This window comes from Haloarcula sp. H-hyl6 (genome assembly GCF_056934455.1).
On record NZ_JBRIIK010000004.1, the window covers coordinates 35232 to 59660 of the forward strand.

Annotated in this window: 21 protein-coding genes and 1 pseudogene; 3 read left to right on the forward strand and 19 right to left on the reverse strand. The window is 54.6% G+C overall.

What is annotated here, in order from left to right; translation table 11 throughout:
* Positions 1–92: 92 nt before the first annotated feature.
* The 3 genes and pseudogenes from Hhyl6_RS20880 to Hhyl6_RS20890 form a co-directional block, all read right to left on the reverse strand.
* The gene (locus Hhyl6_RS20880; RefSeq protein WP_483741187.1) at positions 93–602 is read right to left on the reverse strand and encodes a hypothetical protein; all 510 of its coding nucleotides are present in this window, start codon (positions 600–602) and stop codon (positions 93–95) included.
* Positions 602–1106: pseudogene (locus Hhyl6_RS20885) on the reverse strand (DUF7342 family protein). The gene Hhyl6_RS20880 and the pseudogene Hhyl6_RS20885 overlap by 1 nt, the downstream one beginning before the upstream one ends.
* A gap of 272 nt (positions 1107–1378) precedes the next feature.
* On the reverse strand, positions 1379–1789 hold the full coding sequence (locus tag Hhyl6_RS20890) for a TRAM domain-containing protein (protein WP_483741188.1): 411 nt from the start codon (positions 1787–1789) through the stop codon (positions 1379–1381).
* A 493-nt stretch (positions 1790–2282) separates the two neighbouring features.
* Between Hhyl6_RS20890 and Hhyl6_RS20895 the strand changes: the two genes are divergently transcribed.
* The gene (locus Hhyl6_RS20895) at positions 2283–3908 is read left to right on the forward strand and encodes a sensor histidine kinase (protein WP_483741189.1); all 1626 of its coding nucleotides are present in this window, start codon (positions 2283–2285) and stop codon (positions 3906–3908) included.
* 62 nt (positions 3909–3970) lie between these two features.
* On the opposite strand, the gene Hhyl6_RS20900 is transcribed toward Hhyl6_RS20895, so the two are convergent.
* The 14 genes from Hhyl6_RS20900 to Hhyl6_RS20965 form a co-directional block, all read right to left on the reverse strand.
* A complete protein-coding gene (locus Hhyl6_RS20900) occupies positions 3971–5809 on the reverse strand; it encodes a sensor histidine kinase (RefSeq protein WP_483741190.1) in 1839 nt (612 codons plus the stop codon).
* A 48-nt stretch (positions 5810–5857) separates the two neighbouring features.
* On the reverse strand, positions 5858–7363 hold the full coding sequence (locus Hhyl6_RS20905; RefSeq protein ID WP_483741191.1) for a PAS domain-containing protein: 1506 nt from the start codon (positions 7361–7363) through the stop codon (positions 5858–5860).
* Positions 7353–7865 (reverse strand): HalX domain-containing protein, encoded by a 513-nt coding sequence (locus tag Hhyl6_RS20910; protein WP_483741192.1) that lies wholly within the window; start codon positions 7863–7865, stop codon positions 7353–7355. The genes Hhyl6_RS20905 and Hhyl6_RS20910 overlap by 11 nt, the downstream gene beginning before the upstream one ends.
* Before the next feature lie 78 nt (positions 7866–7943).
* A complete protein-coding gene (locus Hhyl6_RS20915; RefSeq protein WP_483741193.1) occupies positions 7944–9821 on the reverse strand; it encodes a PAS domain-containing protein in 1878 nt (625 codons plus the stop codon).
* A gap of 9 nt (positions 9822–9830) precedes the next feature.
* Positions 9831–10475: a response regulator gene (locus Hhyl6_RS20920; RefSeq protein ID WP_483741194.1), complete on the reverse strand. Its 645-nt coding sequence runs from the start codon at positions 10473–10475 to the stop codon at positions 9831–9833.
* Entirely contained in the window at positions 10475–11062 is a 588-nt protein-coding gene (locus tag Hhyl6_RS20925; RefSeq protein WP_483741195.1) for a HalOD1 output domain-containing protein, read from the reverse strand. Before Hhyl6_RS20925 ends, Hhyl6_RS20920 begins: the two co-directional genes overlap by 1 nt.
* 123 nt (positions 11063–11185) lie before the next feature.
* Positions 11186–13504 carry an MEDS domain-containing protein gene (locus Hhyl6_RS20930; protein WP_483741196.1) on the reverse strand — a complete coding sequence of 773 codons (2319 nt, stop codon included), beginning with the start codon at positions 13502–13504 and terminating at the stop codon, positions 11186–11188.
* Positions 13505–13728: 224 nt separating this feature from the next.
* Positions 13729–13890 (reverse strand): hypothetical protein, encoded by a 162-nt coding sequence (locus Hhyl6_RS20935; protein WP_483741197.1) that lies wholly within the window; start codon positions 13888–13890, stop codon positions 13729–13731.
* Positions 13891–13934: 44 nt separating this feature from the next.
* Positions 13935–14714: a hypothetical protein gene (locus Hhyl6_RS20940; protein ID WP_483741198.1), complete on the reverse strand. Its 780-nt coding sequence runs from the start codon at positions 14712–14714 to the stop codon at positions 13935–13937.
* A gap of 390 nt (positions 14715–15104) precedes the next feature.
* A complete protein-coding gene (locus tag Hhyl6_RS20945; protein WP_483741199.1) occupies positions 15105–16022 on the reverse strand; it encodes an NAD-dependent epimerase/dehydratase family protein in 918 nt (305 codons plus the stop codon).
* A 175-nt stretch (positions 16023–16197) separates the two neighbouring features.
* A complete protein-coding gene (locus Hhyl6_RS20950) occupies positions 16198–16449 on the reverse strand; it encodes a MarR family transcriptional regulator (protein ID WP_483741200.1) in 252 nt (83 codons plus the stop codon).
* Between the two features lie 41 nt (positions 16450–16490).
* Complete coding sequence (locus tag Hhyl6_RS20955) at positions 16491–18341, reverse strand: multicopper oxidase domain-containing protein (RefSeq protein ID WP_483741201.1); 1851 nt, start codon at positions 18339–18341, stop codon at positions 16491–16493.
* Positions 18342–18666: 325 nt separating this feature from the next.
* Positions 18667–19458 (reverse strand): hypothetical protein, encoded by a 792-nt coding sequence (locus tag Hhyl6_RS20960; protein ID WP_483741202.1) that lies wholly within the window; start codon positions 19456–19458, stop codon positions 18667–18669.
* Positions 19436–20320, reverse strand: coding sequence for an IS1595 family transposase (locus Hhyl6_RS20965; protein ID WP_483738666.1), 885 nt, complete (start codon positions 20318–20320; stop codon positions 19436–19438). The genes Hhyl6_RS20960 and Hhyl6_RS20965 overlap by 23 nt, the downstream gene beginning before the upstream one ends.
* Before the next feature lie 613 nt (positions 20321–20933).
* Between Hhyl6_RS20965 and Hhyl6_RS20970 the strand changes: the two genes are divergently transcribed.
* Positions 20934–21845 carry a hypothetical protein gene (locus tag Hhyl6_RS20970; RefSeq protein WP_483741203.1) on the forward strand — a complete coding sequence of 304 codons (912 nt, stop codon included), beginning with the start codon at positions 20934–20936 and terminating at the stop codon, positions 21843–21845.
* Positions 21842–22075 carry a PGF-CTERM sorting domain-containing protein gene (locus Hhyl6_RS20975; RefSeq protein WP_483741204.1) on the forward strand — a complete coding sequence of 78 codons (234 nt, stop codon included), beginning with the start codon at positions 21842–21844 and terminating at the stop codon, positions 22073–22075. The genes Hhyl6_RS20970 and Hhyl6_RS20975 overlap by 4 nt, the downstream gene beginning before the upstream one ends.
* 599 nt (positions 22076–22674) lie before the next feature.
* On the opposite strand, the gene Hhyl6_RS20980 is transcribed toward Hhyl6_RS20975, so the two are convergent.
* Together Hhyl6_RS20980 and Hhyl6_RS20985 are read right to left on the reverse strand one after the other, a co-directional pair.
* Complete coding sequence (locus tag Hhyl6_RS20980; protein WP_483741205.1) at positions 22675–22920, reverse strand: PRC-barrel domain-containing protein; 246 nt, start codon at positions 22918–22920, stop codon at positions 22675–22677.
* A gap of 581 nt (positions 22921–23501) precedes the next feature.
* Complete coding sequence (locus tag Hhyl6_RS20985; RefSeq protein WP_483741206.1) at positions 23502–23930, reverse strand: DUF7522 family protein; 429 nt, start codon at positions 23928–23930, stop codon at positions 23502–23504.
* Between the last annotated feature and the right edge of the window lie 499 nt (positions 23931–24429).

The following is a 24429-nucleotide window of genomic DNA, read 5'->3' on the forward strand; positions in this document are numbered from 1 at the left end:
TCAAGGTCATGCCCCGTAGCATCCGCCTCGTACCGCCCGTGCATCACACGCTGTGAGAATCTGAAAAGGGGCAGAACGTCTGGGGGAGTGTCCTACTCAACGACGGACGCGGACGTATCGAGTCCGACAGGGCGTCCTTGCTCCCACTCAACAGCGAAGACTGTCTCGGGAAGCGAGGTGAGTCGTTGTTCCACGACATCGAGTGGATGTGAGGCGATGAACTGCGCGGACTGGTGAGCAACGGTTGTCGTGCCGGCCTTCACCTGCAGATGCACCGCCCCGAGGTCGTCGTGCGTATCGTCCTGGTGCCAGCCTACCAGGAGATTCCGCTCTGGCTCGATCCAGTTGAACCAGTAGTACTCGTACGCCTCACCAGTCTGCAGGTGAAACCTGATCTCAACCCGTGCATTCGTCACCGAGTACTCGTCGTCGTCCAAGAACTGCCGCGGGTTCACGTCGCCAACGACACGGTATGGGCCAGCTTCGCGGGGTTCAGCACGCCGGCGGTGAACGTTATCGAACTCGGCGTTGAGACGGTTGTGAATGCGGTCGTGGAGCCACTTGCTCTGCAAGTTTGCCCGGTTTGCGAGGAAGACAACCATTAGGCGAGTGTTGAAGAAGAGTCACTCCGCGGTGACGAGAGTTCGATGACGTCATCATACAATTGTAGGGCGTGCTTCACGCCCGAGTTCCGTGGTGATCGCCTCCCACGTAGCGATCACGTTGCGCCGCTCACGAAGTTCCTCTGCGGACAGCTCCTCGCCAGCGAGTTGGTTCCGAAACTCATCGAGCGAACTGACGTCGTACTCCGTCGCCAACTCTTCCTGTTCTGCCTTCAGCTCCGTGAGCTGGCACTCCAGTTCGTCACGCGAGTGTGCTTCGATCGGGGTCGTCACTTCATCGAAGAGCATCCGAACGGGATTCAGATCGTATGCCTTCGTCCCATCGACGGTCGTCTCAGTGACCCAGTCGTCACTCTGCAGCCGTTGGAGTTCATCATCGGCCGTCGCGCGTGCGACGTCTGCGCGATCCGCGATCTCCTGCACCGGTGTTGGCTTGTCCAGTAGCTCCACGACGTGCCGGACGCGCTCATAGTCTCTGTCCACGAATCCGGATTCGCGTCAGTCATCGTACTAGCTCTTGCACCTCGGAGTGCAAATAATTTGACTTCATTCAAATATTCAAAGAGCAATAGCGTCCGCTGCGGACACCACTGAAACACTCACTCCCAGCGAGTCCGTCATCCCCACGTCTCACCCATTCCCAGTTCCGCCGGGTGTGGTACCCCGGCGGCTTTTGACGTGTCGAACAAGACTCTCGTATATTCTCCCACACGTGGATGCAGTTGACCAGCGCCGCAGAGATATCATCGTGACGGTTACTCGTAGAAATCGAGTCGCTCAGTGACAGAGCCAAAGGCCGCGTTCTGGGTGACCGACTCGATCTCGACGGCAACACGTTCGCCGATTTCAGTATCGGGGACGATGATAACGTACCCGCGCTCGACTTTCGCAATCCCATCACCCTGGTCGCCAAGCGTCTCGATTTCGACGCGACGTGTCTCACCTTCCTCGACGGGTGGCTGTGGGGCTGCAGGCTCAACCGACTGCGATACGCTATCGGACCGCTGTGTCGCCGGCTCTGTTGGGATGAGTGTGACCCGATATGTCTGGCCAGCCTCCAAAGCGCCAGCGTCGATCTCACTTTCAGGAATCTCGACGACGAACGACTCTTCGGTCTCCTCAATGTTGGCAGTAAACAAGCTGCGAAGTTCGGATGGAATATTCATCCCTGCAAGATAACCTCTTGGTCGTGTGTCAGGCTGGGTCTATTTGAGTCTGTTGCCAGGGACATCGGCCTTAGCGCTCGAAATGAGCCGTGAGCTGAGCGTCGAACTCCTGTGCCAAGAGTGCGGCTATCTCACAGTGGGCGTTTCAGCGGGTGACACTGAAGAGCGCCCAGCAAGTGCCGGTTAGCTGAATGCAGGCGGTAAGCTCTCGCCCCATCCTCAAGGAGCCGCCGAAGGCGGCGAGTAGGTGGGATAGCACCGCACAACGTCGTCACTTCTGCTCCTTTCTGTCTCGAAACCACTGAGCGGCCTTGGCGGCTGTAGGTATCGTACACCAGAGTCCGGTCTGGAGTGTTTTGTACACTTCAGCAGCATCGTCATCATATCCTCGTCTATATATCGTATCTTCGATTTCATTAGATAGGATTAAAGTCAAGACTATTAACTGAATCCCCCTCTAATCGATAGTAGGTGAGGTAAGTTGGCAACAAATATGATCTATCTTCTCTACCTGCTCGCTTTTACAGCTGCCGCGTTCGGGTGTTTCGTAAGTATTCCACGACTGTGCGGGGTCAGGGACCGTGACACTCAAAGGGGCCTACTATCTCTCGTGGGAACAAGTGGGGGATGGGCAGCTGCACAGGTTGGCTTCCTCATCGCACCAACGACCCGCCTCAAACTCGTGAGCTACGTGCTCGGACTCGTCCTGGGATTTGCCGCTGTGGGTGCGTGGCTATACTTCTGCTCTGCCTATACCGGCCGTGGTTATCACCGCAATACGGCATATCGTCGGCTGGCCGTGGTCATCTTCATCGTGGTTGTCTCAATCAAAATCACGAATCCACTCCATCAGGGATACTTCACGACGACGTCCGTCGCAGCTCCATTCCCACACCTTTCGATCCATACTGGACCGCTTCACTGGGCCGCGATGGGACTCTCCTATGCACTCGCATTCGTCGGCTTCTTCATGCTTTTCGAACTGTTCACTGCAGTCGATTACGACACGCGAACGCTCAGTCTGCTCGTCGGCCTCACCGGAGTTCCAGTCGTCTTCGACATCGTCGGGTATGCTACTCCATTCCTCATCGATATGACCTACGAACCACTTGGTGTCGCTGCCTTCGCCCTCGGCGTTGCCGTAGTGCATCTGGACCGATTCGAAGCGGTTCGACTTGTTGCGGAACGTGAGACTCCCATCATTGCCATCGACAAACAAGGGCGGGTTCGTGACACGAATCAGGCCGCACGGAGCTTATTTCCCGCGCTAAACGATGCACGAGGCCAGGCATTCCAGTCGACGCTTCCGTCGGTCGCGAATCTGCTTCAAAGAGACAACTCAATCCTGGAAGTACAACAGAACGGCAACACGCGGTATTTTCGCGTCACGGAAAGCCCATTCGGAACCGCCAAAGCTGGATTCGGTCGAACGATTGTCTTCGCGGACGTGACGGAACGCGAACGCTACCGTGAGGAATTGGAACGACAGAATCAGCGTCTTGAGACCTTCGCCAGTATGGTGAGTCACGATCTCCGTAACCCACTAAACGTCGCTCAGGGCCGGCTTGAACTTGCCCATGAAACACTTGAGCGCGAGGATGAGAATCTGGCAGCTGTTCATCAGGCACTCGAACGAATGGACGATCTCATTGACGAAGTGTTGTCGCTCGCCCGGCATGGCAAACCAGTCGAAGAAACTGCGCGTATCTCGCTCTCGGCACTCGTATCGGACTGTTGGGTGATGGTTGCGACGGATGAGAGCACTCTCACAGTGAAGGACGACTTCACATTCGAAGGCGATTCGGAGCGACTGAAACGGCTCTTCGAGAACCTGTTTCGTAACGCGATCGATCACACCGAGACGGATGTCACTGTGACGGTCGGGCCCCTCGATAGGACCGGCTTCTATATTGAAGATGATGGGCCTGGAATCCCGGAAGCAGAGCGCGATCAGGTATTCGAGCCCGGGTACACGACACGTTCTAGTGGGACCGGATTCGGACTCGCCATAGTTGCAGAAATTGTCCAGGCGCACAGTTGGGATATTACCGTCACCGAGAGTGATGCTGGGGGCGCTCGGTTCGAAATTACGGGCATTGACTCTGTTCGTGAGAATTGACATCCTCCCGCGCCTGAAGTTTTGATCCCTCTCTGGCCTGAAAGCCGTAGTAGTGCGCCTGCTCAGCGTATAAATTCGAATCGGGCACCCCCAGCAGCCCCCTCGGTCACACGGACGTCCCACTCGTGTGCGTCCGCGATCTCCTTGACAATCGTAAGGCCGAGTCCGGTCCCGTTCTCACTGGTTGTATATCCATCGTCGAAAATCGCGTCACGTTCGTCTGCAGGGATTCCAGATCCATCGTCTTCGACTGCAAATCCGTCCTCATATGGCAGCACACGAATCGTGGTGGCCTCTCCAGTATGTTCCACCGCGTTACGGAAGAGATTCTCCAGTAACTGCTGCAATCCCTCCTCATTCGCAGCGATCTCGTAGGACTCGGGTGCATCGAGTACGGCCTCCTTCGTGTCGACCATGTGCCATGCCTCGTGGACGACGTCCGCCATGTCGACCGGCTCGATTTCGCCGATAGACTCACCTGCGCGAGTGACTGTGAGCAGATCGTCGATCATTTGGTCGATTCGCTCAAGCGCCGTCTCGACGCGATCTAAGGCATTCTCATCCCCTTCACGGGCCAGATCGAGATAGCCGGTAGCAACCGTCAATGGGTTCCGAAGGTCGTGCGAAACAATGCTTGCGAACCGTTCAAGACGCGCATTTTGATCGGCCAGCTCGGTCTCTCTTTCTACACGAGCAAGTGCCGTTTCAGCGTTTTTCGCGAGTAGTTGTGCGAGGAAAAACTCCGACTCGTCGAATGCCGCTGCTGCTCGAGCCCCAATCATGAACACGCCATACTCGCCGAGTGGCAACACCATCTCGCTTCGAAGTTCCGAGTCGGTGTTGTACGTGTCTGCGTGTTCCCGCAAGTCGTCGATGCGTTGTGGTTCCCCCGTCTCGTACACGGTCCACGCAATCGCCTCACCCTCTCCGAACTCCGGAACCTCTGTAACGAGCTCTTCGATTGCGTGTGTCTGTGCGGCGGGCGATAGCACATCGCGATCCGAGTCATAGAGATGAACGCCACTCAATTCCAAATCAAGGATATCTTTAGCAGCATCAACCATTATTTGAGCGATTCCGTCGGATGAATCCGCCGACACGAGATCACGGGTCGCCCGATGAAGTCCGGTCAACTGCTGTTTCATCTTATGGTCTTCAGTGATGTCTGTATAAATGACGAACCCATCAATGAGAAATCCGTTTTCGACGAGCGGGATGGATTGCATCCGGAACGCCCGCATCTCACCAGTTGCAGTTTCCCTGAGAACCTCTTCGGTAAACTGTTCTCCAGCCTCTGCTCGTTGGCTAATATTCGCAGCTTTGTCCTGTTTGGTTGGTGGCACGAGAACGTCGTCAATTGACTGCCCGGCAATGTCAGTAGTGCCGTATCCAAATGTCGCTTGGAACGCCTGATTGACGTCGCGGACGATCGGTTCGCCATCTTGGAATTCGATCTCGGCGATACAATCAGAGCTGTTGTCGAATAACGTCGATATTTTGGCGTGCTCTGCCTCGATCTGTTGCTGTTGCTGTCGCCGTTTGTCATCGTAGAAGCCGATCGCAAGACCGGCCACGATACCCAGTGTAACGATGTTCGCGAGGACAATATGGGGTTTGACCTGGCCTTGACTGAGCTGGAGAGAATATACCAGTCCCACCGAGAGACCCAGTACTATCGCGCCAATTACCATCCATCGTGAGATGAGAGAGGGATTACCGATCTGGATTCTGTCTTGGCTGCTAATCAGATAGCCGGCAACAGCTATGCTACCGTTGAAAATGAGGGGTAGTGAGTGCTCAAGTAGCGTTAGCAGAACCGAAGAGCGCAAAACTGTGATATCGTGGTAAATGTCACTTAACGTGATGCTCGTGAGGATGACGCCTAGTGCGAGTATTGCCATGCCATTCAGCAGCCCGGTTCGTGTAATCGTAGTCATTTGTAGAATCACTCAATCGTGGTCTTCACATTCCTCAGTCCTGCGTCCAGTACCGACCAGCCCAATCACATTCCCTTCGTCATCTGTCAAACGTGCACCTGTGAACTCGTATGGGAGACGAGTTCCATCCGCAGTGAGGATGTCTGCTTCAACGACAGCATTCCCCGACGTGAATGTCTTTTCGATCGTACTCGCGATTCGTTCACGGTGATCTTCGGAGAAGAATTCCACTGCCTCCATCGTCGACACTTCGTCGGCTGTGTATCCCGTAACCTCCAAGAGTCGATCGTTCCACCGATGGAGTGAGCCGTCCCTATCGAGAACATAGAAGATGTCACTAATCGTGTCGAGAGTCGTCTCAAGAAACTCCCGCTCCTCTTGGAGTCGTTGCTCCGATTCCTTCCGCTGTGTAATATCCAAGACAATGCCTTCTAATGTACTTATATCGCCATCTTCGGTGCGGATAGCGCGGCCTCGCTCCTGAACCCACTTGGTCTCGTCATCGTCCGTGATGATGCGATACGTGATCTCGAATGAGTCACGACATTCAAGGGCAGCCTGGACATCATCCCGGACTTGACGCTGATCATCCGGGTGGATGATCTCGGTGTCAAAGAACCCGTCCTGGGACTCAATCTCCCGTGCGGAATATCCCGTCAGTTCCGCTACTTCGCCCCCCACAGCCTCTATAGGCCACCCCGGGTCGTTCGTACATCGGTACACCATTCCCGGGAGGTTGTCGATGAGCGTGTTCAGGCGCCGCTCCTGTTCCTTTTGATGGGTGACGTCCCGAACGGTGCAGATGAGCCCTCCGTCAGCGGTCGTAGCGAGCGTGTGGTCTTCAGAGAAGGTACTCCCGTCAACGCGGAGTCCGATTGTCTCACCGTGCCAGTAGCCCGTTTCATGCACCTGCGGGAGTATCTCTTCGCGAACGCGCGTCGTATCTCCGTCACGATAGAGGGTCTCCCACGGTTGCCCAAGAAGTTCGTCAGGCTCGTATCCATAGAGGTCAGCGTACGCTTGGTTCACATAGGAGAAGCAGCCATCTTCATCAAGGAGGCTGATGCCTTCTTGTGCAGTTTCGATCGCTTCGAGATGGCGTTGACGCTCGCGATCTGCCTGCGCCAGTTCAACAGCATTACGAATGCGGTTTGCGAGCAGCGTATAGTGGTCAGTCCCGCTCTGCTTTTGCAGATAGTCCGTAACGCCAGCCGAAATCGCTTGGCTTGCAACTTCCTCACTCCCCTTCCCCGTGAACAGAATAAACGGGAGGTTGGGGGAGAGTTCCCGAACATCTTCGAGGAATTCGAGACCGGTCTTTCCGGGCATATCGTAGTCAGAAACCACACAGTGGTAGTCGTGTTCGATAAGACACTCCATCCCTTCAGGAGCACAGGAGGCTGTCTCGACGACGAAACGGTCGCTTTCCCGTTCGAGGAAGGTAGCTGTTAAATCCGCAAGATCGGGATCGTCCTCAACGTGAAGAACACGAATCGCCGATACGTTGTCACCAGTCATCGGTAGCCTCCACACCTTCAGTTGCCGAGTCTCCAGTGGAGAGGCTCTGGTGAATCACTTCCACGTCCGTAACCGCTTCCAATAGCTGCACCACGTGACCTAGGCCGTCCTGTGTACCCTCCTCAAGTTGTGTGACTAGCTGCGTATACGCGTCATCATCGAGTTTTTCTCTGGGAAGATTCGATTCAAGATCCGCAATCTTCGACGTGAGTACAAACCACTCCAGAAGGGGTTCGTCGTGCTGTTGAAGCAGAGCGAGGCGGCCGACCACGGGACGTACCTCGGGTCGACTGACCGACTTCGTGAGAGTCTCGTCGAATCCCATCTCGATGATATCGAGAGCAGGCTTGACGGCCCGGTCGGACTCCCTCACGATGCAGTCGATCTCCTCGCGGAGTCGAGCAAGCGCTGTCTCGGTTTGCGTTTCCGTCGCAACGTCGAAGTCGCTCTCGTCTTTCAGGACCGTTGCTGTCGTCTCTAAGAGCTCTGTGTCGCCCTCCACGTGGGGGGCTTGGACTGTCGAGCTCCGCGGGGTAGTCTGCATGGTTGTGTTCTCGCTATTTTGGTTTCCTAATCGGGATCAGTCGTCGTGCTGGGTCATCTCGATACTGGAGATCTCGAAGCGGGCGCCGCCCGACGCACTCTCCGTGATTTCGACCGTCCAGTCATGCGCGTCAACGATCTGTGTGATCGTTGCAAGTCCGAACCCAGTTCCGTCATGTTTGGTCGAGTGTTCAGGCTCGAACACGACATCGCGTTTCTCGGGTGGGATACCGGGGCCATCGTCGGCGACGTAGAACCCCTGGGTATCGGACAACAGGCCGACACGAACCGTGACATCGTCCGGGCCGTGTTCGATCGCGTTGCGAAACAGGTTCTCGAGCACTTGCTGGAGACGGCTTCCGTCGGCCTCGATCGTCGTAGTCTCCTCGACGGCGAGTGTTGCAGTCCCCGTCCGGAGTAAATCCCAGGCACTCTGGGACGTCTCTGCTAAGTCGACTTTATCGTATTCGCTCAGGCTGATCCGCTCCCCTGTCTGTGCCAGGGTCAGAATATCTGAGATGAGGGTATCGATCCGGGCGAGCGCTTTGTTGGCTGTCTCGTAATGCTCGTCTTCGCCCGTCGCGTGCAGCAGCTCCAGATTCCCCTGTGCGACACTCAATGGGTTGCGCAAGTCGTGTGAGAGTCGTTCTGCGAAGTGTTCGAGTCTGTCAATCTGCTGTTTGTCTTGCTTCCGTTCCGTGATATCGGTGAAGATGGCGTACGTCTCCGTGGTCTGGTCGTCAGAAGCCATCGGTATGGCTCGGTGATTGAACATACGGAGGCCATCCGTGGTTTGACATTGCAGCTCGGTTTCGACCTGCTCACCGTCTTTCACCCGTTGGGAAATTTGGCGAGCTTCGTCACGCTCATCTGGCGGGATTATAACCTCTTCAAATTCTTCACCGACGATGTCCTCCGCAGCGTATCCGAAGGTCTCCTCGAAGGCGGGATTGACATCCACGATCACGGGATCGTCACCGTGGAACTCACAGTAGGCGATGCAATCTGTCGCGTTATTGAACAGCGTCGAGAGGCGATCTGTGTCGACTGGCAACGGATCGTCGTCCTCCATCTGCTCTGAGATGTCCGTAATGAATCCCTCGAGTGCCTCCAGCTCATGGGGTTCTGTATAGATACCCCGGCCGCGTTCCCAGACCCACCTCACGGTGCCGTCCTTGGTGACGATACGGTACGTTGTCTCGAACGGATCGCGTGTCTTGAGGGCCTCCTGGACGGTGTCCCAGACCTTCTCCTGATCTTCGGGATGAATTACGTCCCGGCCGAACGAGACATCGTCGTCTTCAATCGCCTCTGGGGCGTAACCAGTGAGTGATTCACACTCGCCTTCGACGTACTCCATCGGCCATCGATGGTCATTTTGACAGCGGTAGACGATACCAGGAAGATTGCTGATGAGTGTCTCCAAACGCCGTCCGCGCTTTGCCGAGGCACGCTGAAATTGGTAGCCGTCGACGACGTTCTCGATTCGATTCGCCAGTATCTCGTACTGGTCAGTCCCACTGCTTTTCTGCATGTAGTCGGTCACACCTGCCGAAACAGCCTCACTGGCGACCGCTTCGCTCCCCTTGCCGGTAAACAGGATGAACGGGAGGTTCGGATAGTTCTCACGGACGGCTTCGAGAAACTCGATGCCATTTTTCCCGGGCATCTGATAGTCGCTCACGATGCAGTTGACTGGGTCACCCTCGTCTAACCGGGCAAGTGCATCATCAGCAGTTGTTTCCACAATGACGTCGAAGGCGTCGTTCACTCGTTCGAGGAACGTGGCAGTCATTTGCCCGAAATCTCGATCGTCGTCGACGTGGAGGACAGTTATCGGTTCATGATCTAGTCGCGCGTCGGACGCGATGTCCGGTACCAGCGTGTTCAGTCGTGAGAGGTTCGAGTCAGCCATTGCGTTGAGTCATTCAGTGTGTGCGTTACTGGTGGTCGAGTTCGCAGAACGCGAGCCGGAGAACCCCTGTCGGGGGCGATTCATACTCTCGGAGCCAATATCTCGGAACAAAGCGTCGTGGTCAGCGGGATCAAGATCTTTGCTTACCGTCTCGACCTGCTCGCGACACTCCGCTAACTTCGCGTGGAGACGCCTGTATTCGCTGTTCCCTTTGAGTTCGGCCGCGGTCTTCTCAGTTTCTAATACCGCTTTTGTCGAAGCAAGGGCACAGAATCGTTGTACTGCGCGGCCGTAGTTGTCCCGGGTGAGCAGTCGGTCTACCGTCTCGTGAAGGCGATCATGCGTGCACGGCTTCGTGACGTAAGTGTCGAAACCGAGTTCGAGAACGTCGAAATCCGGTTCGACGGCCGTCACCATCGCAATCCGACACGACAGGTCCCGATGTCGAATCTCTTCAAGAACATCATCCCCAGCTAACCCGGGCATCGCACGGTCAAGCAAGACGACGGAAACCGCGCTGTCGACTTTTTCGAGCGCTTCCTCACCTGTCGTTGCGGTATGGACATCGTAGTCATCTTCGAGCCATGTTGCATAGAGGTCCACAATATCTTGCGTATCGTCCACTATGAGGACGGTTGGCGAGTCTTGAGCCATTAGGCCACCATAGGATGAGCTGTCGGTGAGTCAGGAACGACGGTGATTTGGCCGGAGGCCTCAACGGTGAGTGTCCGGTCCACGACCGGGAAGGACACCCAGCCAGTATCTCGGCGCCGGCAAGTGTCGATTGGTTCGAAGATGCTGTTGAGCGCATCGGGATCGACCACGTCGAACAGGGGTCGCATCTCGTCGACGTTCAGTTGTATGTGATTCCTCAGCGCATCCAAGAGTGCTGGACAGACATCTGAGCAAATTTCCCAATCGTACTGAACGCGACACTGAGTGGCGGGTGGTGGCGTCGGCTGAGTCGCCAATTCGTCTCGTGGTCTCACGGTGATTTGCCCGGACGCCTGGACGCTCACCCAATGCTGGTCCATACGGAAGACGATGTGTCCCTGTGCCTGGGGCGTCTGGTTTGCCTTCCAGCTGAAGAGATGGTTCAGCGAATCCGGGCTGATATAATTGTAGAGCGGCGGGAGCTCGAGAGGGTCCGTACCCGCCGCGTCAGCGATTGCTTGAACAACAGCCGTAGAGGCTTCCTTCTCACCGACGGCCGATATTTGGGGTGCCGGCGCACTGTCCATAGTGTTTCAAGAGAAATTGACACACTGGAAGCTTCCGCGTACATTCGAACATATTCGGTTCATTGACATTCTACATTTGTAAATCGGGATAGGTACGGAGTATCTCTGACTCGTCCTGTCTAGTCACTCCTCGAAAAGCTCTACCAGGAGCTTCCGCTGAGCTTCACGGAGATGCCTGCTCACGGTAGGGTGTGTGACGTCAAGCAATTCTGCGAGGTCCTGTGTCGAGTTCTCTCGAGGCCATTCAAAGAACCCGCCGTGATAGGCGGTTTTCAGTGTCTCTAGTTGCCGCTCTGATAGTGATTCCGTGACATCTGTTTTGAACTCGATTTGCGTCTGTACTGGTCTCTCGCGGCGGTTCTTTGCGACGAGCTCTGTTTCCGGGTATCGGGTTTTGAATAGTTCGAAGAACTCACTCACGTTTTTCTGCTCGGGCACCTCGAGACTGATAAATGCGGATTCGCCGCTCGCTGTCAACGACTGTGGGACGATATTATGATCGAGAAGGAGATCGAGGAAGCACGACTCGTTCAGCGTACACTCGTAGAGATACTCGTCCTCGCCCTCAGCCACGACGTGCATCGCATCGACGGATCGGGCCTCTTCGCTGAATGCGAGAATCTGTCCCGGTGGTGCATCGATCGATGCAAATAGCCGGTGCGAGCTCCCCGCCGTCGGGACAAATCCTTCTAATTCGAACTCGCAGTCTAGCTCTGAAACCAGTTGAATCACGGCGTGCTCCTGGCTCGTCAACCGCAATGTGAGTTCAACGACCTCGTCACTGCCGCGCGCTTGTTTCGCCTCAGCTCTGTTTATGCTGTGCGCTACGAGATCAACGATGCGTTCCAAGACGTCTCGAACCTCGCTATCGAAGCCTCGTGGCTGTCGGAAGTAAATACTGAGGACGCCATACATCTCGCCATTATACACGAGCGGCAGACTACCGACTGCCTGGATACCTGCTTTCAGTGCCTCTCGCTGCCAGCGCTCTGTCGCTGTTTCAGTCCGTGTATTCTCCACGAGTTGCCAGTCACGCGTTTCCGACGCCAGACGGGTCGGCTCTCCCTGGGTCCACTCACCATTGTTTACGACAGCACTGAGATAGCCATCCGGATCTCCAGCGGTATGGACGTGTTGCAGCGACTCGGTTGTGTCGGTAAATGCCCCAACCCAGGCGAATTGGACGATATCGATGTCGGCGATCGCTTCGCAGGCAGCCCGCTGAACCTCCGCCTGGGTGTCTGAATCCACGATTTCTTCACTCAGCCGCTGGAATACCCGGCTGATACGTTCGTGATAGGACCGTTGCTCCTTCTGGCGCTGGAGCTGCTCAGCCTTGGTTTCGATTGCCTGTTCGAACTCTTGGCGATCAAGCGCCGATTTCGTGATTCCGGCTGCGGTCTGCAGAACGCGCAGATCAGCATCCGACACAGCCCCGTTTTCAGGGCTCGCAGCGAGATATACGCCGTGATTCCCCAAGGGAAGAGCGACCCCTGACACGGTGGGGTCTGAGGCTGACTCAACGGATTGGTTTTCGAATGTCTGCTGAGTTCCTTCAGTGAACGTATCCCAAGCTACATCAAGGAGCATCGGATCCAGCGAGACCGCCTCCAACTCTGTGCTGGTGACTGAGTGTGCTTGCAGTTGGAGATCGCCGGTCGTCCCATCGAATACCCAGATAGCGGTCATCGAAGCATCCGTTGCAGATGCGACGGTCTCTGCTGATAACTGCAGCACGGTCTCTTTGTCGGGCTGATCTAACCCCTGAATCGTGCGATTAAGTGCATCCAGTTGTTGGTCGCGCTTTGAGAGCGTGCGCTGCTTCTCTCGAAATTGTGACAGTGACCGTAACTTGTAGTCAACCGGATCCAGAGTTCCAGCGTCAGCAGGGTCCTCATAATATATGTTCGCGGTGTCACCAGAGCCATCAGTCAGCTTCGGATGTGCGCAAAGCATGTCCGAGAGATAGTCCGACGAGTACTGAGCCCGATCGTAGAGACAAAGGCCCATGATAGAGCGCTCGTGATAGAGATCATTCACTCGGCGTTCGTACGCTTCCCATTCGTCACGATCGACATCGTATTGTTGTATCCACGTCGTGTCGGCGGCGACACAGACACCTGCATACCCCTGAGAAAGAGTGTCTTCGATCAGGGTCTCGTAGCGAGAGATGACCCTGTCTGCATCCAACCCGCCGTCAGCGAGGTATATGTCTTCAGGTAATTTGCAAGTGACTGCGGCTGCCTCAAGTGCATCCTCGCCCTCACGATTGGCCCCTTCCAAGGCATCCAGAACTACAGTCTGCGTGTGCTCTGTCCCAATGACAAAACATTTCATATCAGCATTGAAGCCGCGTTCAAGGAACGGAACAGTTGCGTCAACTAGGTCGGTAGAGGACTCGTAGATGTGTGTGAAGTGATCGTGTGAATGACAGTGATCCATGTTATCGTAACTGGGGCATACGTAGGGGACTCGCTCTTTGTTACTGAACCGGGTAACTTGTGACGGAACTTGCTCTTGGAGACTAACAAAAACTTGGGTGAAGAATATTACCTTTTATTTCGTAGCGAGAATTCCCAGTCCCATTCTTCGTCACTCGTCGTCGGATCCATATTGGAATCGAATCTCGCCGGTCGAAATTCCTACCCTCGTCAACCTGCGCCTTGTCACTGCATGGCCTTGACCCACCCGGGGACGGATGCCATCGTCCTTGTCATCCCAGCCGTGGTCGCGGAGGTACTCTTCAAGGTGTCGAACTCAAAGCCGAACTGCTCGGAAAGCGCGTCGATGTCAGCGTTATAGCCGACTTCGTTGAACCACTCACACATCACGGTCAACCGCCTCGGGGTCAAGCGCCGAGGCTTCCCGTGGTTTAGTAGATACGCTGTTCCCCAGCTAAGCCATGTACGATTTTTTCACACCTGGCACACTGAAACACCTCTGCCCCGAGTTTTTTGTAGCCATCCTTCAGGTCGTTCCGGTGATTGACCCCCCACGGGAGTTGGCAGGAGGGACACCGTCGTGGACGATAGCTTGTCGACTGACCTTCCTCTACCTCCTCATCTGGCTGTTTTAGATACCGTTTGTGGCGTTCAATCGTTTGGAGGATACCCACAATTGTCTCGTGTGAGAGTTTCTCTTGGAGGCTATCTAACTGCGTATGGAGTTCTTCATACCGAGACCGAGCTTGCAATATCTTTTCTTGCTTATGATCAACATTTTCAGCATCGGCTTGCCGTAGTGCGACGACTGACGTGTTGATACTATACAATTCGTTCAGCAGATTGCTGTAGACACCAGCAATAAATCGATATTCGATGGTATCCTGAAACTCGTCTTTGAATAGCGGGCGCTGCAGTATGTCGTCGTATTGATCTTCAAAGGGACTCACAAATGAGGAACGAGAGAGGATACCGACAATTTGGCAGTATGGATTTCGGGTGAGGATGTACTTTTGCACCGAATCGTTCTCATCGTCGAGTGCAGCGTGGGAGAGACAAGCCACGGTAACTGTTGCGTCGAATGCAGCGGGGAGCTCGGGTGTGGCGGAAATCGTCTTTGTCTCCACTCCAGAGAGCCAACCGGCTAACAATTCTTGTCTAACAGTATATTCGTCTAAAATAATGACGCTATAGCTATCTAAGAAATCCATTACTATCGTTTGCGTTTGTATTACTGAATCATATCGTTTGAGTATATAGAGCTAGGCCTTCGTCTATCAAAATAGATATTGGGGCTCATCAAGGCACCGACCACACCCTAATTTGTAATCATCATTGCTCGAAGGCAGGTCGGAGCCCTATGTAGGTGCGTATTAAGTAAATTTGTACCCATACACTCTCCTTTTTGTCCCCAATATTCCATATTTATGGTTTAATATCAAAGATGGAAACTAGGGTTTTCCCATCTGGTTATCGGTTGGCGTTCTTCATTGGTTTCTCAGCCCGGCATCGCTCCCGGCAGCATACTGGAGAAGTTCTCGCAGTGCGGTCTGACAAATCTCCGTGTCATCCAAGATCGTATCTCCCGACGATGTTGAGAATCAGGTGTATGGCTCACAAACCTGCTGAATCCCTTCTTCGAAAGAGATCCGTGGTTCCCAGCCGGTGGCGGCGTGCATCTTCGTGTAGTCGGCACAGGTATCATGCACATACACGTCGTCGGGAATCGGGTTCTCGACGAACTCCGGATCGATGTCGGTCCCGAGTTCGTCATTGAGCATCTCGACGACGGTGAGGAAGTCGTAGGCCTCGCCGGTCCCGAGGTTGTAGATCCCGTGCAGGTCGTTGTCGGCGGCCTGTTCGAGCCCGCGGACGATGTCCTCGACGTGGGTGAAGTCCCGCGTCTGGGTGCCGTCGCCGTACAGTACGGGTGGCTCGCCGTTGGCCATGTCGTCGGCGAACTGGGCGATGACGTTCGCGTACTCGCCTTTGTGTTCTTCGGCGCCGCCATAGCCCTGGTACACCGAGAAAAAGCGCATCCCGGCCAGCGAGATGTCGTAGTGGTTGTGGAAGTACTCCGCATACGTTTCCCTGGCCATCTTCGAGGCCTCGTAGCCCGTGTTGACAGTCACGCCCATGTCCTCGGGCGAAGGGTCGGTCTGGCTCCCGTAGATCGAAGACGTCGACGCATAGACGACGGTGTCACAGCCGTCGTCGCGGGCCTGTTCGACCGTGTTGACGAACCCTTCGACGTTGACCCGAGCGCCGTGGGTCGGGTTCTCCTCGTGCATCGCGTATGACGACAGTGCTGCGAGGTGAAAGACGACGTCGACGTCCGTCGGCAGGTCGTCGTCGACGACGCTCCGCTCGACGTACTCGACAGAATCGTCGACGTTTGCGGGCGTGCCGAGATAGCCGTCGTCGACCACGATGACGTCGTTGTCAACAGCAAGCGTATTCGCGAGATTCGAGCCGATGAAGCCGCCACCACCAGTGACTAAGACGCGGTGTCCGTCCATACCCAACGGGTCCTGTCGATGTGACAAAGTTGTGTTGATTGGCTTGTCTCACGGACAGATTCGGGAGAATCAACAGTCACCTGAAAAACCGAGAATTCGGATTCCCCATCATACTCTCAGATGGCCTCAGCGGGCTACCAAAATTTACCCAGGTATCGCCGACACTGCTAGGCTATCAGTTCCTGTCAAGAGAATAGATACGCTGCCTAGCATCAGTGAGAGAAGATTGAGCGGTGACAATCCCGTGCTCTTCGAGTGTTGTTACCGCGCGGCGGATTGTACGGGGAGGGAGACGCGTTTCCTCCAATATCTCTGTTTGTGTTAACTCTCCCTTGTATTCGAGAATTTTGAATACTAATTTCGCACTTGGGGAGAGATCCTGCACTTCTTCTGCAAGCGCGTTATGTGGTCGATTGGTTTTCGTCATCGAATATATCACATGTTACTCCTGAGATAGAGACATGGGAGTCAGGTCCGGCGTTTCCAGACACCCAGACAGATTCCAATAAGTACGATCCCAGAGACAACAATCGAACCAGCCACGAGTGGGGAAAGTGGGTTTACTGAACCACTACTGGCTGTATTCGAGGTGCTTTGCTCACTCTCCGAAGGCGAGCCGACGATGAGCTGTCCATGCATCCCTTTCTGCTCGTGCTGGGGGAGCGAACAGTGCATCAGCAACGACTGGTCCAAACTGGGAGTGATGAACGTGCCAGTCACCGTGCCATTGGCACGAGCCTCAAGGTTGAACATCCCCATTGGGTATGTCGCTTTTGGGAGGCCATGAATCATCCACTGATGGCGCACGTCATCGTGATTCTCTAATGTAACCGTCACCTTCGTACACGGCTCCGCGATGATTTTTTCTTTGCTGAAGCCGAACATTTCACCGTCTTCAGCGAACTGTTCGCCTGCTTTGATCGTAATGTGCTTTGTCCCGTTGATTCGCGAACAGTACCCCGGAAGCTGCTCCGTATTCTCGTTGACGATGGTTCCATTCGGCACCATCTCCATCGCCATCATATTCCCCATGGTGTCATCGTGATCGACGTGAGCGCCGTGCCGGACTGCATCCGGAGTAACTGTCTTCAGTGACGAGTTGCTGAGTTTCTCGTTCTGGTGGAAGTACGGGATCTCGCCGTCGTAGTAGGAGGTGTTGAAGTACCGGGTCAAGTTCGTGTTCACTTCGGGCATCCCGGTGGCCTTGTTCAGATACGGCTCGTAGGTTATCATCGTGATACCCCCGCCGGGACTGATTCCATCCGTCGTGACGGCTTTTTCTCGGTGATCGTGCATGAACCAGATTCCCTTCCCGTAGCTGTTCACGCCGTCATCAGTCGTGTTCAGACTCAAGGTGAGCCGTTGTGCAGGCGAGATTTGCACGACATCCCGCTTCGTTTGCTGACGTTCGGGGACTGTTACACCGTCCTTCGCGGTGATATTCACTTTGTGCCCATGGGTGTGAAGCGATACCGTTCCCGGACCTGCGTTCGAGACACGAAGTTTGTACTTCTTGCCTGACTCGACGATAATCTGTGACTCCTGTATCGTGTACGGGTATGACCGCCCGTTCAACAGGAAGTAATCCGCCGATTCATCGGTTGCATCGTACTGGCGGTTAATCTCCTGGGCGATCGTAGCTGGATCGTTGTGCTCTTGCGGTATTTCAGAGAGCGTCTTATCGAGGGCTTGATAGTGGAGGTCGTACTCCGCCGAGTAGTTCTGACGGACGGCCTTCGACGGATGCCGGACTTTGCCACCACCGAAGTTGTAGGTCTGGACTGCGTTGTTCGACCTGTTCTGTTCGATGATGAATTGGCCGTTCAGTCCCATTTCGACGTGTACGTTCGGGACAACATGGCAGTGGTAGAACATCGTCCCGGCCTCTCGGGGCGTGAAGGTGTATGTCCGCGCTTCTCCGGGCTGAATCGGTTGTTCGCTTGTCTGAGGCACACCATCATTTCCGCTACCATCCTGTCGCTCGTATGGATGATCAACGCCGTGGAAGTGGATGGTGTGGGGCATATAATGCGTGTTCTCAACTGTAACGTAGATGGTGTCACCCTCTTCAGCCCGAATAGTCGGACTCATCGTTCTGATACTGGCGTCAGCTTTCGAGCCGGCATCCACCATACCTCGGGTCTTTGGGGTGAACGTCCACATCGCAGGAGAGACACCGGGCGCTATCTGCTCAGTAGTCGTGGCGTTGTATTCATTGATACCAGTAACTTCGAGGGTGAGATGTATTTCGTCCGGGTCTCCGTCACCATCGCGGTCATTCTTTTTGACGACGGCATTCCGGTTCAACCCGGATTTCATCAGTGTCTGCATCCCGACATTGTTCGTCCCTTTGACCGACGTTGCTACCCGATAGGGGTTATCAGGACGGCAATGCTGGTCCTCTTGAATTCGAACATTCGAAATTGTCTGTGCGGATCGCCAGTCTGGATGAGCAAAATTACAGGTCGTATTTGCTACTCCCGTACTGTTCTCGTCATCGCCACCATGAGCAGCAACGGGTGCGCTCGCAATAAGACATAGTGCTACAGCGATACTAGCAGCGAGTATGAACCGACGTGCGGTTTTCGTTGAATGCATTACGTGAGTGATTACGCTTCCATACCGGCTGTCTAGGCAAACGACTCTATTGATTATTGCTCTTTGTATACTCCGGATTTATCGGTTTGAAGACGCCCTCAGGATTCTCGATATGGACCCATGCGTGAAGCGTCGTAAGGCCCGGGTGGTTGGACACCAGATCGACAACGCGCTGTTCTTTGCTCCCTTCCTTTCCGTGTGCCGTCCCCCAGTTCAACGCAATTTCGTCTCCTGCCTTCAGGTTCTTGCTTGGAGGTTGGAACTCAGCCCAATAATCGTTCGTCACCCAGTCCTCGAAGGCGATATTTTTGGGTGTGTTTTGCTCACCGTCAGCTTTGGCGAAGACGTGTGTTGCGGCCTTGTGAGTGTGCCACGTTTCGGTTCCTGTGTCACCACTCTCATCAGCGAACAAGTCAGGGGTTTCCTCAGCAGCCTGTGCTGGGAGGCCGTATTCGACCGATCCCAGCTTGAGTCCTTCCGCAGACTCTACGTACGTGAGCATCGGTGGTTTTTCGATGGTGAGGCCGTTTTTGGCTGCGTCTTGGAGCCGCTTCGGGTTGGTAAAGTGCCACCCCATGCCCGGTACATACGGTCCACCAATTTTGAAGCCGTCCCCGAGTGCTTGCTTCGGGTCCTCGTACTTTTTCGTTGCTTCCCGGACCGACTCGAGTTGCGTCTTGAGTTCGTTCTGACCAGTCAGGGTGCCGAGACAGCCAGCGGACGACGCTAGAGACGTTGCACCAATACTACACAAAAACTGTCGTCGCGATGGAGTAGACATACATGTCCCGCTCTTGTGAAGCACGTTGTTGATTTCAGAGAACGGCGTCGAGAGCATGTTTGAGTGCTTCGTCACCTGGTTTTCTGTAGAGTTCGCGACGGAGCTGAAGCGTTCTGAGATACGGCGTTAGCTTGTCTTTTGAGACTCCTCGGTGGGGCGAGAGCCACCGTCGCGTCAGCGACGCGTGGCTCTCGCAGGTGTTGACGTGGATATCGCCGTCAGCGTATTCTCCGTCGCCGTGGACGACGTATTTGCGGTTGAACCCGTCGTCGTCCTCTAACGGATCATAGGCCCGAAATCCATCGGTATAGACGGTCAGCGACTCCTGCTCGTGGTCGGCGAGCAGGAGTCGGATGGTCGATTCGTCGGCGGATTTCGCTGGCACGACGTACCGATCGTCCGAGCCACGGTCGACCAGCGTGAACACCGGCGGTTTGTCACCGTCGTACGATCCTCGTCCACGCGTGGACAGGCCACGCGAGCGCGACTCCTGGTCGCGCTCGCGGCCTTTGAGGCCAGCAGAGACGTACACCTCGTCGATTTCGACCGGTCCAGACAGCGTGATCGAAGGCGCGTCGAGCGCTCTGGCGAAGCGCTCGACGCGCCGTCTCACCGTTCTGTACGAACGATTGAGTTCCGCCTCAATCTGTCGAATGCTCGTGTTAAACCGTAAGAACACGTAGATCGTGAAGTACCACTCTTTGAGCTTCATCTTCGAGTGAGCGAAGATCGTGTCGGTTTTGTCGTTGAACGTCCGACCGCAATTCTTACACAAATACCGCTGATACACCCGATAGCTGCCGTTTCTGACCGTCAGGTCAGAACGGCAGCGGGGGCATTCGACGCCATCACGCCAGCGAACCTGTTCCAGCAGGTCCGCTGCAGCCGATTCCGACACGAATCGGCTCATTGGGAACATATCGGGCACCGCTGGCGCGGTGCCCTTGCCCTCTTCGACTTTTAGCCGCAGCTCTCGCTATCAACAATCTACTTCCCAAGAGCGTACATGTCCAGAAGTTGGCAGCACGATTATAAAATTGACTATGTTGTCTGATAAGTATAGGCCTCGGTGGCAGCAATTATCATTTACTACTTGAAAATTGATAAATAAAAGTCAGTGCTCGGGGTATCGTTATGAGTTTGCGACAATTCCATTCGGATTCTGGTGTGGGTTCGTTAGAGCGGCATCTCCAGAGAACGCTACAGGTTAAGCAGGGGGAGTCCCTCGGAAATATCTGAGAGAGTGAAGGCTGGCTCGTGATGCCGGGTCGTCGGCGTCTCAAATCACAGGGCTCCGAGGCAGTTCACGTATGACACGATATCGAGACGGCCTGAAATCCATAAAAGAGCACTTCTGTGACGAAGGTGTTCTTGTCATCGCCGAGTGTGAAATATAAAATTTATAAAACAGGTTATTTTGACACTCAGATAAAATGATAAAGAAATGTCACATGATTATTTTTCTAATTGACAGTGTCGGTATGTATTTGATGGACTCTCGCAGAGTACTGCAGTATAGTTTGCATATCGCGATGTTCCTTGCAGTGATGGCGCTTGTCGGGGGAGTTCTTTTCTCTGGTGGGGCTATCGCACACGACGACGGCGATGGGTTGAGGGTTCACAACCAGACTAAGCCTCTCGACCAGCACGGTGAAATTCACACATTCACCATCGACAAGGCGACTGCTAACACCGTCTTCTATATCGATCTCCACACCGGCGATGGGACGATCAACACGACGCGCACGTTCGAGGCCGGGACAGTGAAAGAGAACCTCGGAGTTGTCCTTGGTCCAACGATTACCTCCGATACCGAGGTCACCGTGGCCATCCATGCAGCGAACGGCACGGAACTCACCAGCGACACCATCACGGTTGACCCGGTTGACGCACCGTCGGTCTCGTTCGATGACCAAGTTCACCAACTCGACACGCACGAAGAAGTACACACCATTACTGTCGATCACGTCGCTGCGAAACAGGACTACTACGTTGACGTACACACTGAGCAGGGGACGATCAACACGACGCAAACCTTCGAAGCTGAAACGGCGCAGACGGATCTGTCTCTCACGCTTGATCCGACGCTGAAATCCACGTCGGAAGTCACTGTGGCTGTCCACGCAACCAACGGGACGGAACTGGCAGCACAGACAGCGTCGGTTACGACCGCTGATGTCCAGTTTGCCAATCAGACCCGCGAACTAGACCAGCACGACGAAGTGTACACGATCAGCGTGGACCAAGTGAGTGCTGGGACCTCGTACTATGTCGATGTGCACACTGAGCAGGGGACGATCAACACGACACAAACGTTCGAAGCTGGGACAACGAAAGAGAATCTGATGTTGTCACTCGATCCGACGATTACCTCCGATACCGAGGTCACTGTGGCTGTCCACTCAACGAATGGCACGGAACTCGCTGCTGTACTGCACTGGTGAGCGTTACGGATAGTGCTGAAGGAGCGCAGACGACAGCGACGTCCGAAGAGCAAACGGAGACAGCATCTACGACTAGTGGTAACGAGGATACGGCAACCGACACCAGTGCGGGTGGCTCGGCTGAAGAGACGACTGGCGGGAACGGACCCGGCTTTGGCCTGACTGTCACAGTTATTGCGTTGGTCGGTGCAGCCTGGCTCGCTCAGCGTGTCGCTGGCCGCAGCGAATAGAAGGCACGCCTCGCTCCGTCTTACCAAGGCATTTTCGTCGAGATCGCCTGAACCGGTCGGTAGCCGAGCCTGCATACCGCGCATTCGAATAGTGGCTTGCAGCCACCCGGTGTGACGTCCGTCCAATCCCTACTCCTGACTGCAGACGCGGGATACTCTGTGAAGCGGAGGTTTTCGGCGTGGACTGGACGCCCGTTGGCCGGTAAGGGGATTGCATGGTTCGTGTACCGTGTCCACGACACAGCTGGTCAAACCTCCCGGCTCAGTCCAGGATGATCGAGCCGCTGACTGGGGTCTCGATGGCCCCGTCGTTTCTGACAGCGCCGGCAGCGCCACTCATCGTCCGGCGTGAGATTCGTGGTGTCTCGTCCACAGTCTATACACTCACCGGGTGCGGCACAGTGGACACAAAGTCGTTCGTCATCAATGGTACACAGCCGTGTGTGGGCGTTTGATCGGCCACATTCCCTACAGCGTTCGTACATGGAGTTGTCGTTTGTTCGGTAGTTAGCTAGCCAGCCACGCCGACTGACGCGCGGCTGGCTCTGTCGTACAAGTTATCGCCGCTGTCGTGAGCGATCCGCCGACGGTCGCCGTCGTCATTGCGTCGGCGGCTCAACAACGATGTACTCGCTCACCGTCGCGAGTACATCAGCCGGTAAGCGAAGGTGCCCGTCTGGGCCGGCCTCAATGCCGAAGGCGGCGGTACGGTCCGTCTGGATCGTGATCGTCTCAAGTCTGCCTGACTTCGCGTCCATCGTCAGGCTGTGCATGTGGCCGAGATCCTGTCCATCTGTACTGAGAACTCGTTTGTTGGAGAGCTGGCTTGCGAGGACTGGAGACATATCTTAGGACTTGTTGTGAATGGATAAAAGTATAGTGGACAAGGCGTTAGGAGGTCCGCCATATGTTGTCGGAACATCAGTTGAAAAAAGAGACACACGCCCGATTCCGAGTTAGTTCAGCTTTTTGAGTGTGCTATAGGCCCTATACTAGTGAGACTAACCCGGAATCAGGTGGATGATGACCAATTTCGAAGTTTACAAGCAGTCTAGGAGAATGCCCCGGGGCTTGACCCCGAGGCGATTCACTACTTCAGTCCTGTTATTCAAATAATTTTCTTGGTACGGTTCCCACGGCAGGGATTGCGGGATGTGCTGAGGTATCCATCCATGCACTGGACCGCAATCCATGCGCAGCATGACTCCACCACGTATTAAGTATTGGTACCACAGTGTTCGACAGTGACTTTTAATATTTCACAAGGGAACCATTCAACCTCATATGACCGGTCGACGGTCGAATACTAGCACAAGAGGTTCGCAAGGTAGTGTCGATCGGGTATTCGTCCTACAAGCTACTGAATAGCAGTACGATTTGCCGGTAATCTTCACGCCTGGGACCGCACCGTTGTCAAGTTGTAGGATCATCGCGGGACATTGATCAGTCCCCCAACTTGATCCGTAGTTGCAATCAGTCCCCTATCCTTTGTCTGCTCTATGAAACACAGAATTGCTGTGTCTTCGCAGTTCAGAACACACGACTGGAACTGACCATATATATCAGCTAGTTCTGTGTCCTGAAAAGTTAGATCATCCAGGACCATCTCACGCAATGCAGAAACACGTGGCAATAGATCTTTAGTGTACATGTCATATCGTAAAAAGCAGAGTTCCGATCCGTCCTGATCAAAATGAAATATAAGCCGTAAGTCTTCACCCAACTCCTCCACCAGAAGCCCCGCGAATTTCCTATGCTCGTCAGGAATTTCATCACTCGGGATCTTTACCAACCCTTCTACATCGGCGTCAACAGAATCAACATCTTGCAGTTGCTGCTCAAGCCCATCGGACATGTATTCTCGTATTAGTTAGGAATCGATAAAGCTTCCCAATAGAAGTTGTGAGCATGCGACATACTGAGGCTGTAAACAAGATATACTCACTGATTCAGTTGGAGTCTCGGTGGGCCTTGTCCCCTGCTCCTACTACGTCAAGGGGGATAGGGCTGAGTTTCGACAGCCCGATTTGTTGCCTCTGACAACCTGCATTGACCGGTAGATATTCCTATCTTATAATACTGTTGGCATCTACTCATCCACCAGTGAATATTGATAGAATGATTTGCCCCAGCGATGGGCCGACGGCCAGTTGGATAGACTGGCTGCCGGCTTTGGATGTCAGAGGTGCGGGCGACTTTGCCCGCACAAAGTGCTACACAAAGGTCGTATACAAACGCTTGGGTTGGTAAATAGAATCGCGTTCAAACTAGTTACGAAGCGGCTTCCCCGCGCCACCGTGACAGGGGAGTTGACTGCTGCTAGGGTATTTCGTAGCGACACACCTTGGTAGCCC

What these genes read in the sequence shown, in the direction of transcription:
- Hhyl6_RS20880 (WP_483741187.1), bottom strand. Translation starts at nt 602, where the DNA reads ATGGTTGTCTTCCTCGCAAACCGGGCAAACTTGCAGAGCAAGTGGCTC.
- Hhyl6_RS20890 (WP_483741188.1), bottom strand. Translation starts at nt 1,789, where the DNA reads ATGAATATTCCATCCGAACTTCGCAGCTTGTTTACTGCCAACATTGAG.
- Hhyl6_RS20895 (WP_483741189.1), top strand. Translation starts at nt 2,283, where the DNA reads ATGATCTATCTTCTCTACCTGCTCGCTTTTACAGCTGCCGCGTTCGGG.
- Hhyl6_RS20900 (WP_483741190.1), bottom strand. Translation starts at nt 5,809, where the DNA reads ATGGCAATACTCGCACTAGGCGTCATCCTCACGAGCATCACGTTAAGT.
- Hhyl6_RS20905 (WP_483741191.1), bottom strand. Translation starts at nt 7,363, where the DNA reads ATGACTGGTGACAACGTATCGGCGATTCGTGTTCTTCACGTTGAGGAC.
- Hhyl6_RS20915 (WP_483741193.1), bottom strand. Translation starts at nt 9,821, where the DNA reads ATGGCTGACTCGAACCTCTCACGACTGAACACGCTGGTACCGGACATC.
- Hhyl6_RS20920 (WP_483741194.1), bottom strand. Translation starts at nt 10,475, where the DNA reads ATGGCTCAAGACTCGCCAACCGTCCTCATAGTGGACGATACGCAAGAT.
- Hhyl6_RS20925 (WP_483741195.1), bottom strand. Translation starts at nt 11,062, where the DNA reads ATGGACAGTGCGCCGGCACCCCAAATATCGGCCGTCGGTGAGAAGGAA.
- Hhyl6_RS20930 (WP_483741196.1), bottom strand. Translation starts at nt 13,504, where the DNA reads ATGGATCACTGTCATTCACACGATCACTTCACACACATCTACGAGTCC.
- Hhyl6_RS20935 (WP_483741197.1), bottom strand. Translation starts at nt 13,890, where the DNA reads ATGTGTGAGTGGTTCAACGAAGTCGGCTATAACGCTGACATCGACGCG.
- Hhyl6_RS20940 (WP_483741198.1), bottom strand. Translation starts at nt 14,714, where the DNA reads ATGGATTTCTTAGATAGCTATAGCGTCATTATTTTAGACGAATATACT.
- Hhyl6_RS20945 (WP_483741199.1), bottom strand. Translation starts at nt 16,022, where the DNA reads ATGGACGGACACCGCGTCTTAGTCACTGGTGGTGGCGGCTTCATCGGC.
- Hhyl6_RS20950 (WP_483741200.1), bottom strand. Translation starts at nt 16,449, where the DNA reads ATGACGAAAACCAATCGACCACATAACGCGCTTGCAGAAGAAGTGCAG.
- Hhyl6_RS20955 (WP_483741201.1), bottom strand. Translation starts at nt 18,341, where the DNA reads ATGAAATCCGGGTTGAACCGGAATGCCGTCGTCAAAAAGAATGACCGC.
- Hhyl6_RS20960 (WP_483741202.1), bottom strand. Translation starts at nt 19,458, where the DNA reads ATGCTCTCGACGCCGTTCTCTGAAATCAACAACGTGCTTCACAAGAGC.
- Hhyl6_RS20965 (WP_483738666.1), bottom strand. Translation starts at nt 20,320, where the DNA reads ATGTTCCCAATGAGCCGATTCGTGTCGGAATCGGCTGCAGCGGACCTG.
- Hhyl6_RS20970 (WP_483741203.1), top strand. Translation starts at nt 20,934, where the DNA reads ATGTTCCTTGCAGTGATGGCGCTTGTCGGGGGAGTTCTTTTCTCTGGT.
- Hhyl6_RS20980 (WP_483741205.1), bottom strand. Translation starts at nt 22,920, where the DNA reads ATGTCTCCAGTCCTCGCAAGCCAGCTCTCCAACAAACGAGTTCTCAGT.
- Hhyl6_RS20985 (WP_483741206.1), bottom strand. Translation starts at nt 23,930, where the DNA reads ATGTCCGATGGGCTTGAGCAGCAACTGCAAGATGTTGATTCTGTTGAC.